Annotated in this window: 15 protein-coding genes and 1 rRNA gene; 4 read left to right on the top strand and 12 right to left on the bottom strand. The window is 40.6% G+C overall.

Features of this window, described 5'->3' with window-relative positions; genetic code table 11:
• Positions 1-118: 118 nt before the first annotated feature.
• Genes ACWJAF_RS13120 through ACWJAF_RS13110 form a run of 3 tightly spaced genes read right to left on the bottom strand, consistent with a single transcriptional unit; the run spans position 119 to position 3,838 of the window.
• The gene (locus tag ACWJAF_RS13120) at positions 119-1,465 is read right to left on the bottom strand and encodes a YjiH family protein (RefSeq protein WP_448864537.1); all 1,347 of its coding nucleotides are present in this window, start codon (positions 1,463-1,465) and stop codon (positions 119-121) included.
• Between the two features lie 14 nt (positions 1,466-1,479).
• Positions 1,480-2,661 (bottom strand): iron-containing alcohol dehydrogenase family protein, encoded by a 1,182-nt coding sequence (locus tag ACWJAF_RS13115; RefSeq protein WP_448864535.1) that lies wholly within the window; start codon positions 2,659-2,661, stop codon positions 1,480-1,482.
• A 1-nt stretch (position 2,662) separates the two neighbouring features.
• Positions 2,663-3,838, bottom strand: a complete 1,176-nt coding sequence (locus ACWJAF_RS13110; protein WP_448864533.1) for a pyridoxal phosphate-dependent aminotransferase — start codon at positions 3,836-3,838, stop codon at positions 2,663-2,665.
• Between the two features lie 209 nt (positions 3,839-4,047).
• Between ACWJAF_RS13110 and ACWJAF_RS13105 the strand changes: the two genes are divergently transcribed.
• On the top strand, positions 4,048-4,956 hold the full coding sequence (locus ACWJAF_RS13105) for a MerR family transcriptional regulator (protein WP_448864531.1): 909 nt from the start codon (positions 4,048-4,050) through the stop codon (positions 4,954-4,956).
• Between the two features lie 143 nt (positions 4,957-5,099).
• Here the strand turns inward: ACWJAF_RS13105 and ACWJAF_RS13100 are convergent, their stop codons facing one another.
• From ACWJAF_RS13100 to ACWJAF_RS13075, 6 genes are all read right to left on the bottom strand, one after another.
• Positions 5,100-5,435: a GGDEF domain-containing protein gene (locus tag ACWJAF_RS13100; protein WP_448864529.1), complete on the bottom strand. Its 336-nt coding sequence runs from the start codon at positions 5,433-5,435 to the stop codon at positions 5,100-5,102.
• Complete coding sequence (locus ACWJAF_RS13095) at positions 5,414-5,770, bottom strand: recombinase family protein (protein WP_448864527.1); 357 nt, start codon at positions 5,768-5,770, stop codon at positions 5,414-5,416. The genes ACWJAF_RS13100 and ACWJAF_RS13095 overlap by 22 nt, the downstream gene beginning before the upstream one ends.
• Before the next feature lie 146 nt (positions 5,771-5,916).
• Positions 5,917-6,243, bottom strand: a complete 327-nt coding sequence (locus ACWJAF_RS13090) for a hypothetical protein (protein ID WP_448864525.1) — start codon at positions 6,241-6,243, stop codon at positions 5,917-5,919.
• 12 nt (positions 6,244-6,255) lie between these two features.
• Positions 6,256-6,663: a helix-turn-helix domain-containing protein gene (locus ACWJAF_RS13085; protein WP_448864523.1), complete on the bottom strand. Its 408-nt coding sequence runs from the start codon at positions 6,661-6,663 to the stop codon at positions 6,256-6,258.
• 110 nt (positions 6,664-6,773) lie between these two features.
• Complete coding sequence (locus ACWJAF_RS13080) at positions 6,774-7,028, bottom strand: hypothetical protein (RefSeq protein ID WP_448864521.1); 255 nt, start codon at positions 7,026-7,028, stop codon at positions 6,774-6,776.
• Positions 7,021-7,179: a hypothetical protein gene (locus tag ACWJAF_RS13075; protein ID WP_448864519.1), complete on the bottom strand. Its 159-nt coding sequence runs from the start codon at positions 7,177-7,179 to the stop codon at positions 7,021-7,023. The genes ACWJAF_RS13080 and ACWJAF_RS13075 overlap by 8 nt, the downstream gene beginning before the upstream one ends.
• A 182-nt stretch (positions 7,180-7,361) precedes the next feature.
• Between ACWJAF_RS13075 and ACWJAF_RS13070 the strand changes: the two genes are divergently transcribed.
• Both ACWJAF_RS13070 and ACWJAF_RS13065 read left to right on the top strand, forming a co-directional pair.
• Positions 7,362-10,067 (top strand): ATP-binding protein, encoded by a 2,706-nt coding sequence (locus tag ACWJAF_RS13070; RefSeq protein WP_448864517.1) that lies wholly within the window; start codon positions 7,362-7,364, stop codon positions 10,065-10,067.
• 312 nt (positions 10,068-10,379) lie between these two features.
• Positions 10,380-12,053 carry an alpha-glucosidase gene (locus ACWJAF_RS13065; RefSeq protein ID WP_448864515.1) on the top strand — a complete coding sequence of 558 codons (1,674 nt, stop codon included), beginning with the start codon at positions 10,380-10,382 and terminating at the stop codon, positions 12,051-12,053.
• Between the two features lie 83 nt (positions 12,054-12,136).
• Here ACWJAF_RS13065 and ACWJAF_RS13060 read toward each other — a convergent pair whose 3' ends face one another.
• Entirely contained in the window at positions 12,137-12,748 is a 612-nt protein-coding gene (locus ACWJAF_RS13060; RefSeq protein WP_448864513.1) for a cupin domain-containing protein, read from the bottom strand.
• Positions 12,749-13,041: 293 nt separating this feature from the next.
• On the opposite strand from ACWJAF_RS13060, the gene ACWJAF_RS13055 reads away from it, so the two are divergent.
• The gene (locus ACWJAF_RS13055; RefSeq protein WP_296033614.1) at positions 13,042-14,328 is read left to right on the top strand and encodes an aminotransferase class I/II-fold pyridoxal phosphate-dependent enzyme; all 1,287 of its coding nucleotides are present in this window, start codon (positions 13,042-13,044) and stop codon (positions 14,326-14,328) included.
• A 134-nt stretch (positions 14,329-14,462) separates the two neighbouring features.
• Here ACWJAF_RS13055 and ACWJAF_RS13050 read toward each other — a convergent pair whose 3' ends face one another.
• A complete protein-coding gene (locus ACWJAF_RS13050) occupies positions 14,463-15,200 on the bottom strand; it encodes a peptidylprolyl isomerase (RefSeq protein WP_448864510.1) in 738 nt (245 codons plus the stop codon).
• Positions 15,201-15,509: 309 nt separating this feature from the next.
• Positions 15,510-15,609, bottom strand: a 23S ribosomal RNA gene (locus ACWJAF_RS13045); the annotation flags it as partial.

Below are 15,609 nucleotides of genomic sequence, written 5' to 3'. Positions count from 1 at the left end.
CTTTCTGTTGCTTTTAGGGAATTCAGGCTCTCTTACTACTTCTTGCTTCATGGAGTCGCGGACCAGATCTTATACCAAGGCATACGCAAGGACCGGGAATCCAACCCAAATTAATGTATTAAACACCAATCGCATTCGCAAATAACACAATCAACGGTATCGCAATAATCGTTCTCTCCAAAAAGATCACAAGCAGCTTCCAGAAGTTCAGTGGAATCTCGCTCTTAATGATAATCGTTCCAACCTCGGTCAGATATATAATCTGTACCAGTGACAGTACCCCGATTACAAACTTCGTCTTTACAGATGTAAGTCCAACTGCAAGAAGTGCCGGAATGAACATATCTGTAAATCCAACCAGAGTTGCCGGTGCGGCTGCGAATGCTTCCGGTACGCCAAGTACCTTCAGGTATAATGCCATCGGATAAGAAATCCATTTGAAGAACGGTGTGTAAGTTGCAATGATCAGCGCGATTGTTCCCCATGATACTACGATTGGAATCAGGTCAAAGAACATACCGACCATAACTTCCAGTCCGCTTTCTCCGACTGTTCTGGCTGTAAAGTTCTCTGCACGTTTACAGCTCATCTCTACTGCATGAGCAAGGATCCCTTTTTCATTTGGAATCTCTTCATTGATCTGCTTTCCAACTGCTTCACGATAAGTATCCGGAACCTTGCGGATTGGCGGGATACGGGCGATGATTATAGCCAGGATAATTCCTACCAGGCAGATACACAGATAAAACGGTGGGAAGATATTTGCAATTCCCATCGTATCTGCAACCATCAGACAGAACGGAATCGATACCAGTGAGAAGTTTGTCATAATGAATCCTGCTTCTCTCTTTGTATAGAATCCTCTCATATACTGCTCACGTGTCAGAATAACAGCCGCATTGGATGCTCCAAACCATGATGCGATCAGGTCTACTGATGCACGTCCAGGAACATGGAATAACGGACGTACGACCGGTTTTGCGATGACACCTAAGAATTCCATGATTCCACAATCAGTGAGGAATGGCATGATAAAACTGAATGCAAGCACGATACTGAACAACGTACCGCACAGATCCACGATCGTTGCTCCGGTATCTGCCGAGATAACCTGCTCCGGTCCAATTCCAAATACTACCATGACTGCAAATACAGCCCCGATAATCTTAGACACCAGATACAGCGGTGTGGTCGAAAATGCACGGGTCAGATAATGATTTTTTCTAATCCAGTCCGGTTTTGCAAAATAATCATACAGACTCATAACTGCTGATACAATTAATATCACCATAATAATATATGGCAGACTGCTTCCGAATAATCCTTTGATCCAGCTCTTTAGGAAATCCAGTAATGTGGTAAATGATTCTCCCTGAGGAATCGGCACCAGAAACATCAGGATACCGAATGCCGAACCCAAGATAAATTTCAGAAGGTTTTTGGTTGTTATATGTGATTTTTCCATTTTTCTCTTTCCCTTTATAATTTCTCTACTTTAACAAATGCCTCATAGATCATATCCTCTGTTACCTCATACGGAATATGCTCCATATCCGGGCCGGCCACCGTCTCTTTTAACACCGCTTTCAGTGCATCTCTTTCTATCGGCGCACCCATCTCTGCGAGTGTGGTACGGATGCCAAGCTTTTGTAAAAATGCTTTCATCTCTTTTGCCTGTTCCTTTTCTCCGTCAACCATAAGCTGCACCAGAACTCCGTATGCAACCACATCACCATGAAGATTCTCTTCTTCGAATCCCGGGAGCAACACCAGACCATAATATACCGAATGTGCGATTGCGCAGTTATATTCATCCAGCACCATAAGTGATACCAGACCAGTACTTACGATATTTGCCAGTACTGCCTGCTGCAAAGCAACGCCTGCACGATTTTCCCGGCACTCTTTCATTGCTTTCTCTCCATATGTAAGAAGTGGCAGATAACACATATTACTGATTTCACGTCCAAGTGCCGAACTGTGATGCAGTTCATCTCCTCTTGCTGCAAAATGGCATTCGAAATATTTTCCAAGCGTATCTCCCATTCCGGCTCTTAAATAACACTCCGGTGCACATGCGATGATCTCTGTATCGATAAAGCTATGACGTGCCGGTTTGTCATAAAAGTAAAAGCTGTCAAAATTGCCATCTTCTTTATATACAACCGAAAGTGCCGTTGTCGCCGCACAGGTTGCTGCAATCGTTGGAAATGTAAATACCGGAAGTCCGGCTTTTTCCGCCGTACCCTTGGCCGTGTCCAGTGCTTTTCCACCGCCCATTCCAAAGATCATATCCACACCACAAGCTTTCGCATATGCTGCCAATTCTTCCATCCGGGCATAGGTACAGTCTGTTCCAAATAATACGGTATCTATAATCTCAATTCTCTCAGAATTTTCATTCCTCACTGAATTACTTTTCTCCGCATCTGTCTCATCTTGGGAATTCATCACTATAAGATCCTTATTAGAACTCTGCTCTTCAATCTGTTTCTTATTTATGCTGCCAATAGCTTGCTCAAGTTTCTCTTTCCCGGCTTTTAACGCAAGTTTCCCACCAATCAGAAGTGCCTTCGTTCCATACTGGCTGCACACCTCATTTACCTTCTGATATGCATCCTCACCAATTGTATAATTTGCAAAATTTACAGAATATGTCATTCTACAACAGCTCCTTTAATTTCTTCAGACGTAAAAGTGCTTCATCAATGGTCTCTTCCTCACGTGCAAAATGCAGACGGATCAGATTATTCACATCCTCGCGGAAGAAGCTGGATCCCGGAACTGCTGCCACTCCGATGTTCTTAATCATCCATTCACAGAATTCCAGATCTGTATATCCGGCAAACTGCGGAAGATCTAAAAACTCCTGAATATCAATCATGACAAAATATGTTCCCTGCGGTACATTATGTTTTAATCCGATCTCATCAAGTCCCTTTAAGAAATGTTCTCTCTTCTTTGTATACAGAGCCAGCAGATCATCATAATAAGACTGTGGGAACTTTAATCCGACAACTGCTGCTTCCTGAAGAGGTGCTGCTGCTCCTACAGTCAGGAAATCATGCACTTTCTTCGCTCCTTCGATCACTTCTTCCGGTCCGATCAGGTATCCCAGACGCCATCCTGTAATCGAATATGTCTTGGAAAGCGAATTACACGTAATCGTATGTTCATACATTCCCGGAAGAGATGCCATGCAGACATGCTCATTTGGTGCATATACCATATGCTCATACACTTCATCGGTTACAACAAATCCATCGTATTTCACCGCAAGTTCACCGATCTGTGTCAGTTCTTCTCTGGTAAATACTTTTCCACATGGATTTGACGGATTGCAGACGATAATCGCTTTTGCCCCTGCTTTAAATCCTTCTTCTACCAGATTGATATCGAATTCATAAGTTGGCGGAACCAGCGGGATATAGATCGGCTCTGCACCGGAAAGAATCGCGTCTGCTCCATAATTTTCATAAAATGGTGAGAACACCATAACCTTATCTCCCGGGTTACAGATGGTCATCATCGCACTCATCATGGCCTCTGTCCCGCCACAGGTTACTACAATCTCTGTCTCGGGATCAATCTTTCTTCCGATTACTTTTCCCTGTTTTTCGGCAAGTGCCTCTCTGAAATTCTCGGCACCAAATGTGATTGAATACTGGTGTGGTCCTTCGTATGCAACTTTCGCAAGTGCATCTAAGATCTCCTTTGGAGGATCAAAGTCCGGGAATCCCTGTGATAAATTAATAGCTCCGTACTCATCGCTGATTCTTGTCATACGACGGATGACGGAATCGGTAAATGTATTGACTCTGTCACTTAACTTTGGCATAGCTCTTATTCCTTTCTTCTTAACCTTCTTTTTTAATTACTTATCTTTTAGCCATTACGCTCTGAGCGTATTTGAAAAGCTTTTGATTTGTTACAGTCCGGCAGCATTATTTTTACGCCTCCAAACTCTCTTCGTTATTGATTTCTTCTGAAACCGAATCTATAATAAGGTATACCGTAACGGTATAGTCAAGAAAGGATTGAATATTTATGCAAAAATTCAGCATTCCATGCATAAAAACCGGAGATTTTGCAAAATTATGTGGGACGAATAAAAGAACTTTGATACATTATGATGAGATAGGCATTTTTAAACCTGCCTATACAGATGAACGGGGATACCGTTATTACAGTGAGAATCAGTTTGATGTATTTTTTACCATCACCTGTCTACGAGAACTTGGTATGCCTTTAAAAGAGATCGGTGCATTCTTAAGCCAGCGTACACCGGAAAGTTTAAAAGAGCTTCTTCTGGAACAACAGGAAGAAGTTCTACATGAAGAAGCCCGTATTAAAAAGATTAAGCAGGTAATTGAAACCAAGCTTTCCCTTGTATCCAAGCAGGAAGAACTTTTTCATGCCTGCCAGTCCTTTTTTTCCAACTCCGAACCCCCGGATCCGGCATTGGAAAATAGTGACTGGTTCTTCCAGCCGGATTCCCCTTCCGGCCATATCTTCTTAGAAGATACCCCGGAAGAATATCTGATTTTAAGTCAGTCGCTGAATACCAACGATCATGAACAGATTATACAGACGCTTTGCAATCATGTCGGATACTGCAATCATCACAACCTGAACGCCGGCCACCCGTATGGCGCTATGCTAGATGTCAGAGAACTACGCCAGAACCATCTGGATACTTATGCATATTTCTTTACCAAGGTTATTGACCGGCCGGATCGACATCCGTACCATATCAAACCTGCCGGAAAATACGCTGTCGCTTACCTGAAAGGAGACTATTACCAAGCGGAAGAAGCTTACAAAAAGCTTTTTTGCTGGATTGATGAACACAGCTTGTCAACCGGACAGTATTCTTACAAAGAAGCCATCATCGATGAAGTAGCCTCTGCTTCCCCGGAGGAATATCTGACGAAAATATCTATGCAGGTGCTTTAATCACATTTTAGCTGACTTTCTATCAGGCAACCAGATGGGTCACCTGATAAAAAGCACTTGTTCTTATTCTCTCGTAGACCGCTTCTCCTTATACATCGCCTGATCTGCCATCTCATAAGCTTCTTCAAATGATACTTCATCATTCATAACTGTAGGCATACGATCAGGAATTCATCTCCACCGGCCCGGATTGCCATTGCCATTGCCGTTTCCGGAATAGACTCCTGTATGATTCTTGAGATACGCTTTAACAACAGATCGCCATATTCATGTCCCAGTGTATCATTTGTCCGTTTCAGATAATTGCAGTCCGCCATGATAAGACTTGCCGGATAATCCGCCTCTTTCTGCGCAAAATATCCACTCTTGGATTCCATATAATTCCGGTTATACAATCCGGTTAGCTTATCTCTGTAAGATAATTCTTCCGCCCTTTTACTTGATGTGATATCACGGCTTACGAGCAATACTGCCTGCATTCTTCACCTACACAATTATTTTCAGAATCTGTATTAAGTAATGGCATATCGATCACCTGGATATCTATTTTCTTTTCCTTCGTAAGCATTCTCCATTGTTCTAATATCTCACTATAATTTCTTCCAAGTCTGTCGATACTTTTTATTACTAATACATCATTGCTTTTCATCCTTTTTATCATTTTCTTGTATGCCGGTCTTGAAAAACTATATCCCGACATCTTATCTTCGTATATATTTTTCTTGTCCACTCCCATTTTCCCCATAGCCTGATACTGTCTCTCTGGATTTTGGTCTTTTGTTGATACCCGGATGTATCCGTATTTTTTCTTCATGATTCGGTGCCTCCTGCCTTTTGTGAAAATATGCTCTTTAGATTAAGACACTCCTAACCTTTCGTCTATATGGAAGCTATGCGAATATGAAAAAAGTGCAGAGCTTTTATTTACTCCACACTTTTTATAGCATTATTCCTTTTCGCCTACATCATGCACCCAAGCACCACGCCTATTGCACCAACCACAACGAATGCAAGTCCGGCTCCTGCTGCCTTCTTCCTCTTCTCCATGATTTTTTGCATCGCCTGATCCATATGTAATACCGGATATTTTCTTCTTCCGATAAGATACAGCACTAATCCACTTGAATTATTCCCATTCATTGCAAGCATTCCTAATAATCTGGGATGCTTCAGACCTCTGGCTTCTGCATCGATCACTGTCATTTTATAGATCTGATATGCTACTTCCACACCACCTACAATGGCGATTGCTGCACCTATCACTATGTATATCATATTTTGTTTCATCTCTTTTTCCTCCTAGATACGTTTGATAATTTCATAAAGCAATACTGCTGCACCAATAATCATGATACAGAATACCCCGGCCAGATAATACGTCTTCTCCGGTACGAACACACTTAATGTAATAAGAAGCACCATCATCACAATATTGATGACAACTGCACCCAGCAATTTCTTATTACTCTTTACGACATTCGTGCTTTCTTCCAGATGTTCCATCATCTTTTCATCCCCTTTCAAAAGATCATCAAGACTTATGGAATACAGGTCGCTTAATGTAATTACATTTACAATGTCCGGATAAGATTTTTCGTTCTCCCAGTTCGAAATCGTCTGTCTTGATACATTCAGTTTCTCTGCTATATTTTCCTGGGTGAAACCAGCTCTCATCCGTGCTTCTTTTAATTTTTGTCCTATTTCCATTGTTCGTCTCCTTCCTTTCAGGAACATCTTTCCATATCCAGTATCTAAAGTCTATCAAATAACTTTTACATTAGATAGATTCTTGCGGAAATTTGTGTGTAAAAATTATTTTACATGCTATTTTTAGGTGAATTAAGCCAAAAAAGAAAGAATATCATTTCTTTTTTATAAAACGTTCCAGGAATCTCTTTGTTTTTTATCCTTTTCTCAAAATACAGACAGCTTGCGATCGGGCTCAGTGCATAAGTAATGTATACTCCTATATGATTATTCGTTCCCAGTACGCCAATATAGACGGCTGCCATACCACCCGCATACATTCTGGCGATCATCCGATTCACCTGTTTTGTATTCTTTTTAAACATCTGATTCCTCTTCTCTTATTACAAAGCGGGCTCTTTCTCTTTCTTTTGCCTCATATAATACATGATCCGTCTCTGTTATTAACACCTTCATTACCTGTGGGAACATAAAATGATACACTCCGATACTGCAGCTGATTTTTCTTTTCTCCAATATGTCTGATTTTAAATAAATTTTTTATTATACCTGATTCTTTTACCCAAAATAATATTTCTGCAAATCCGACACCAAATTTTACATTTTCATTTACAACATTTTATGATTTTTGCTATAATATTATTAATTATAACCTTAACGACAAGTCATTTTATACAAAAAAGAATCGAGAAAATATTATGAATGAAACAACACTTAAAAAACCGGATCCACAATTTGCCCAGGATATTTTAAAGCAGTTGATGACGATTGACCGCTCCAGAAATCCTCAGGAATTAAATGATGCTATTTTAACACTACTGCATCTGATCGGACGCTATTCCAATGCAGAACGAGTGTATCTGTTTGATAAGCTTGACTATGATCCACAGAATTTACCTGCAGAGCTTCTTTCCGAAGATACCGCTAATCCGGAAATATATTCCAATACACTTGAATGGTGTGCCGATGGCATCCCTTCTAAGAAAGATGCTCTAAAATACGTTCCGGCTTGCTATATCATTGACTGGCTGGATATCTTTCACTCTAAACGGCCTGTATTAATCGAAAACCTTGAAGACGTCAAATATACCATGCCTGTTGAATACAAATACTTGAAGCGCGCACATATATTCGCTGCATTTATAATGCCTATTTTTTATCATTCCGAACTTCATGGTTTTATAGGTATTGACAATCCTCATAATAAACTCTCAGATCTTTTTATCCAGCAGATCACGTTTGCCGGTACGCACTTAAGCACTTCCCGTGAGAATATCCGTATGCTTTCTCTTCTGGAAGAAAAACAGGCTGACCTGCAGAACAACCTCGATCTTTTACAGAACGAACGCCAGATTTTGATGGTTCTCTGTGAAGACAGTATCTCGGTCTTCCGTGTAAATCTTATGAATAATACTGCCAGAACAGTCAAACTGGATCATCATGCTAATGTTACGAACTCTATCTCTCCGGCTGGTGACCGAATTCTTTGTTATACGGACGAATTGCGTTCTTACTATGATCATTTTGTACTTAAGGACAGTGCTCCTGATCTTCTGGAACACCTTACCCCTGAAGCTCTGCAAAAAGAACTTACCGGAAAGGACCGCATCAGTTACCGCTATCAGAGTCTTCCGAATTCACTGGATCAGGTATTCTTTGAAGTCCGTGTCACTAAGATTCTCCAGACGGATGACAATTTTGAAGTACTGATTGCCTTCCGCCATATTGATGACATTGTGAAAGAAGAACGGCAGCATCAGCGCGAACTGGAGCAGGCATTGTATGAAACGAAAAAGAAAAACCAGATATTGTCTACCATCAGTAAGATCTATGTATCCATCTATCGTATCAACCTGATCTCTGATCAATATGACGTAATCTCCGATGATATGTTCGGAAATACCTCTGCCACACACACTGGCAGTGCCCGTTTAATGTTCCGGGAGATCTGCCACACTACAGTAGCACCTGAATACCTGGAACAGTCTTTGCATTTTTTCAATCTTTCAACACTTCAGCAAAGGCTCCGGTACGATGAGACAACTGCAATTGAATACCTTGCCCAGGATGGTAACTGGCATCTGATGCGCTTCATTGTTCAAAAACGTGATCTCTCCGGTAATGTAACAGAGGTCTTATGCGTCATCCGGATTGTCAGTGAAGAAAAAAGACGCGAAAAATACTGGATTGTTGCTGCCGAAGAAGCCAATAAAGCCAGCACTGCCAAATCCGACTTTCTCTCGCGTATGTCACATGATATCCGTACACCGATGAATGTCATTATGGGACTGGTAAATCTGTCCAGAAATCATCTGGATGCTTCTTTCAAAGATGGATTTTCTATAACAGATTATGAAAAATTAAAGGACTATCTGAATAAAATCCAACTCAGTGGTACGCATCTGCAGCAGCTGGTCAATGATATCCTTGATATGTCACGTATCGAAAGTGGTAATTTTGAATTAATGGCACAACCGCTGAAAGTTTCGGATACGATCCGTTTCCTTGAGCAGACTATCTTCAGCTCGCCCGGCACTAAGCCACTGAATTTTCTCTGTAAAAAGCATCATATTTTATATGATACAATCCTTGCCGACTCTCTCCGTCTGGGACAGATTTACCTGAATCTTCTGTCCAATGCGGTCAAATATACACCGGAAGGCGGCACTGTACAATTGGAAATCTATGAAGAACCTGCTACGGATCCTGACCACATCCGCCTGATATCCATCATCAGTGACACTGGTATCGGCATGACGGAAGACTTTATGAAGGTGATGTATTCTGATTTTTCAAGGGCAGTAGATACCAGAGTAAATAAAGTCCGTGGAAGTGGCCTTGGGCTTTCGATCGTCAAAAGGCTGGTAGATCTGATGGATGGCACTATCGAAGTCAAAAGTAAACCACAAAAAGGAACCACGTTTTATCTTACTTTAGAGTTCCCATATATAGAAGATGATTCCCCTGAAGCTTCCGGCGGATCCCTTATCCCGGAAACAGAAGTTCATCCGGACCGTCCGCTAAAGCTTCTGGTTGCGGAAGACAATGAATTAAACTACGAGATTCTGGAAGAGCAGCTTCTTCCTTATGATATCCACTGCATCCGCGCAGAAGACGGCAAACAATGTCTGCATATCTTCCAGACCTCAGAGATGGAATCCACTCCTTTTGATGCCATCCTGATGGATATGCAGATGCCCGTCATGTCCGGTGTGGAAGCCACGAAGAACATCCGGGCATTTCCCGGAACTTATGCCAGAAATATCCCGATTATCGCTACCACTGCCAATGCATATCAGGAAGATATCCGGGAATGCCTGGATGCAGGAATGAATACACATTTGTCCAAGCCTCTTGATATTGAGAAGCTGGTACGTATGCTTGCGGAATACATAAAAAATTAAAAAAGGAAAATCTGTATTTTCCAATCGGTCCACTGATAATTTTAAGCCGGACAACATTCCTGTATGTGACTCAAAAAACACAGTATTGTATTATATAAGCATATAATACTACAAGATTTTCGATATCATGCCATGTATAATGCCAGAGTGTGTCCAGGAAATACTTTCTGCAAGATATATACTACAATAGACATATATCTTGCAGGAATGATTTTTCAGACGGACTCTATTATTATACACAGCTAATAACTGCTTAATTATAATAAATCATCAGAAAGGTATTACGACATTTTGTAATAACAGGTAACAGACATGAAGAAAAAATGGTGGCACGACAAAGTAGCATATCAGATCTATCCGAAAAGTTTTCTGGATACGAATGGAGACGGTATCGGAGATCTGCGCGGAATCATATCAAAATTAGACTATCTGAAAGAATTAGGAATTGATATCATCTGGCTTTCTCCAATCTACAAATCTCCTTTTGTCGATCAGGGATATGATATCTCTGATTATTACGCTATCGCAGAAGAATTCGGGACCATGGAAGAATTCGATGAATTGCTGGCAGAGGCGAAAAAGCGTGATATGTATATCATCATGGATCTGGTAATCAATCACTGTTCCGATCAGCATGAATGGTTCCAGAAAGCGCTCGCAGATCCGGATGGTGAGTATGCTGATTATTTTTATTTCCGCAAGGGAAAGAATGGCAATCCTCCCAGCAATTATCGTTCTTATTTTGGAGGCAGCTGCTGGGAACCTGTTCCTGGATCGGACAAATATTATTTTCATATGTTTGCCAAAGAACAGCCCGATCTTAACTGGGAAAATCCGGTACTCCGGGACAAACTCTATCAGATGATCAACTGGTGGCTGGAAAAAGGGCTGGCCGGATTCCGTATCGATGCAATTATCAATATCAAGAAAGATCTGGATTTCCCGGATATCGAACCGGACGCGGCCGATGGTATGGCAAGCTGCTGGAGAATGGTTGAAAGCGTTGACGGAGTAGGGGAATTTCTGGAAGATTTAAAGGAACACACATTTCAGAAATATGATGCATTTACAGTTGCTGAAGTATTCAATATGAAAGAAGATAAACTTACCCAGTTCATTGGCGAAGATGGGCACTTTTCTACCATATTTGATTTCAGTGCTCATACACTCAGCGACGGTGAACATGGCTGGTATGATGCTCCTCCAATTGATTTCAAAGAATGGCGTAAAGTAATTTCTGATTCTCAGCTTAAAGTTCAAACATGCGGCCTGGAAGCCAATATCATCGAAAATCATGACGAACCAAGAGGTGCATCCCGTTTCTTACCAGAATATGCACAAAATACGGCCGGAACCAAAATGCTTGGAACAGTCAGCATCCTCCTTCGTGGAATTCCATTCATCTACCAGGGGCAGGAAATTGGTATGCGCAATGCTGTATGGAACAGCATCGAAGAATATAATGACATCAGTACGATAGATCAGTATCTCATTGCAAGAGATGCCGGTCTCAGTGATGCAGAAGCACTGGAAGTATGTGGCAAGATGAGCCGTGATAATGCCAGAACTCCAATGCAATGGAATACTAAGGCACATGCCGGATTTACAACCGGAACTCCCTGGCTTAAAGTAAATTCTAATTATACAGAGATCAACATGGAAAGTCAGGAGAATGATCCGGAATCTGTACTGAACTACTACCGTAAGCTGATTGCCGTCCGCAAATCTTTAGAATATAAAGATGTATTCACTTATGGAGAATTTGTACCTGCATATCAGGATACAGAGACCGTTATGGCTTACTACCGTCAGAAAGATACTAAGAAAATCCTCGTTGCCTCCAACTTTGGACAAACACCTGTAGATATTCCTTTGGAATCTGCTATAAAACGGATAATTCTCTCTAACAAAAACCATGCAGAGGTACCGTCACATACACTTCATCTTGACAGCTGTGAAGTAATCGTACTGGAATGTGCACAATAAAAAAATAAATGTCAAATATAACATAACTTTATTAAGGAAAAGGGATTGAAACAGCTTCCTCAGGCTATTCCAATCCCTTTTCCTTACATATTTCCTGTATACAATTCTCCTTTGATTTTTACCTTGCATCCGGGCATCTTTTCCCGAATACTTTCTGCCATTTTTCTCATCTCTTCCATGCCAGGCGTTTCGATATCTTTCAATTCATAAACCCTTCCAAGCCGTTCATACGTTTCTAATCCCAACCTGTGATACGGAAGCAGCTTTAATACCACCGCCGGAAGCATATATCCTCTCGTATACGGGAATACATAATCCTGCTCCATCCTGCTTCCTGGGAAAAATCCAAGAATCTTATCCGGGAAATTCAGACTGATATATTTTCCATCCTCTGTCAGATCTGTTGTAATATGAAGTAAATTCCGATTGATAAAGACTGCTTCCTTTTCTTTCACCAGATAATCTTTTCCATCTATTCTGATCCTTAATTCACCATTTACAACATACGTAAACTGCAGCTCTTCGTGCCAGTGAAGATCCTTATATCCTCTTCCCTCCGGCATGATTCCTTCTCTTGTCACAGTGTACGCCCCTACCGGAAATGCTGTATCTGCATAACGGTTTACTTCATAAAGATTATCTTTTTCAATACTTTCTCTATTTTGACCTTCTTCCCTGGATATATTTCTTTTCATGTCCGCTCCTCAATCTCTTATGCTTTATAATAATCCGACATTTTCCTATTATCTGCTCATTGTAACATAGTTTTTCTGCTTCTTACATATACTATCTTCAGCTTTTTGATACTTACTCACTTTATCACGCCATAATTTTTGCATAACTTTTACACAAAAATTTCATTTTTATTGTTTTGAATTGCATATTTTTTAATAAATTCGTTTAAATTTGCAAGAAACCATTGACGAAACGTCAAATTCTGCTAAAATATTATAATATTGAGTGGTATATATAAATGGAGGATGGTATAGTGGTAGCATATGAAGAATTATCCAAAGAAGAATTATTGCAACTGAAGAGTGGTCTGGAAGCCCAGTTTGAAGAGGTAAAAGCCAAGAATTTGAAACTGGATATGTCCAGAGGTAAACCGTCTACTGAACAGCTGAACCTTTCTATGGACATGATGGATGTCCTGAAAAGTGATTCTGATCTGGTTTGCGAAGAAGGCGTTGACTGCCGTAACTACGGTGTTCTGGATGGTATTGCTGAAGCGAAACAGCTGCTTGCTGATATGATGGAAGTTCCAAAGGATAATATCGTTATCTTCGGAAATTCCAGCCTGAATATTATGTATGATACAATCGCACGTAGTATGACTCACGGTGTTATGGGCAGTACCCCATGGGCTAAACTTGATAAAGTAAAATTCTTATGTCCGGTTCCTGGATATGACAGACATTTTGCAATTACAGAATATTTTGGAATTGAGATGATCAACATCCCAATGACTCCAACCGGACCTGACATGGACATGGTAGAAGAACTCGTAAGTTCTGATCCTGCAATCAAAGGTATCTGGTGTGTTCCTAAGTACTCTAATCCACAGGGAATCACATATTCCGATGAAACAGTTCATCGTTTTGCAAAACTGAATCCGGCTGCAGAAGACTTCCGTATTTTCTGGGATAATGCATATGGTATTCATCACTTATATGAAGATAAACAGGATTACCTGATCGAGATCTTAATGGAGTGTAAAAAAGAAGGACATCCAGACATGGTGTACAAATTCTCTTCTACATCCAAGATCAGTTTCCCTGGTTCTGGTATCGCCGCAATTGCTGCATCTGATGCGAACCTTGCTGATATCAGAAAACAGATGCGCATTCAGACAATCGGCCACGATAAACTGAATCAGTTAAGACATGCCAGATATTTTGGAAATATTCACGGAATGGTTCAGCACATGAAAAAACATGCTGATATTCTCCGTCCAAAATTTGACATCGTACTGAGTACACTGGAAAAAGAACTTGGCGGTCTTGGAATCGGTTCATGGCTTGCACCTCGTGGAGGATACTTCATCTCCTTTGATTCTATGGAAGGATGTGCCAAAGCTATCGTAGCAAAAGCAAAAGAAGCCGGTCTTGTTATGACCGGTGCCGGAGCAACATTCCCATACGGAAAGGATCCAAAAGACAGCAATATCCGTATTGCTCCTTCTTATCCTACTGTAGAAGAACTTAAAGTTGCCGCTAAGATCTTCGTTTTAAGCGTAAAACTTGTAAGTATTGATAAATTACTTGAAACCAAATAAGACCTGATAAAATATATCTAAATAATTATATCTAAGACGCAGCTAAAGAGAAGCTATCAGTCGTCAGATATCCTCCGAGGATCTGGCACTGATAGCTTCTCTTGCATACTAGATATTCTTATTCCACATATTTCTTATTCCATATATTTCTTTTTCAGTTCTTCAACCTTTTCTCTGTATGCTTCTTCCTGCTTCTTCTGGGAGAGCTCTGCACGGATCTGTTCTTTTACTTCTTCCAGGCTTGATTCTCCTGCTTCTTTCTTATCTTCAACCTTGATCAGATGATATCCAAACTGAGTCTTTACTGGTCCGACTACATGTCCGATCTCTGCTGAAAATGCTGCATCTTCAAACTCTTTTACCATCTGCCCTCTTCCAAATTCTCCGAGGTCTCCTCCATTCGCTCCTGAAGGGCATGTAGAAGATTCTTTTGCTACATCCTCAAATACTTTTTCTCCGCTTACGATTGCGTTCAGAAGCTGTGTACATGTCTCTTCATCCTCTACCAGGATATGTTTTGCATGTACGGATGCTCCCTTAGAGTATTTAGATTTATTTGCCTCATAATATTCTTTGATCTCATCCTCTGTTACGTTAACAGCTGCGAATAATCTTCTCATTGCCATCTGAGCAAGAATGTCTTTTCTTGCATTCTCCATAACATTTTTGAATTCTTCTGTCTCGTCAATCTTCTCTTCTTCACCATATTTTGCAAATGCATATACTGCGATCAGCTGTTCCTCGCACTGTTTACGAAAATCCGGATGTGATGCGTATGCCTGCTGCTCTCTTGGAAGGCTGTGGATAAATGCTTCTACTTCTGCTTCTGTAATCTGATGACCACCAACTGTGGCAATAATTTTCTGTTCCATAATATAAACTCCTTTTCTATTCAACAATGTCTCAATTGTATCATCTATGTCACCTGCGGTCAAAAGATATTTCTTAATTTATATATTTTTTATTCTTTAAAGAAAAATGGGACGGGGTATTTTTAAAAATACCCCGTCCCATTTTTGTATTACTATACATTTTTATTGGCTAGATAGCTTTAAAACTTACATCGGTTCAATTGTATGTATAACAAAAAACAACCAACACATGTTGATTGCTTCTTATCTTTCATATACCTTCAAAACTGCATACAAGAAATATTTCTTTCATCCTACCTATCACCTTGCTTGGTCATGCCCTCGACCGATTAGTATCAGTCAGCTCCATGCATTACTGCACTTCCACCTCTGACCTATCTACCTCGTCGTCTTCAAGGGGTCTTACTAC

The sequence above is a fragment of the Dorea sp. genome, from assembly GCF_977044405.1.
The sequence above is the reverse complement of the archived record's forward strand: the minus strand, read 5'-3'. Positions and strand labels throughout refer to the sequence as shown.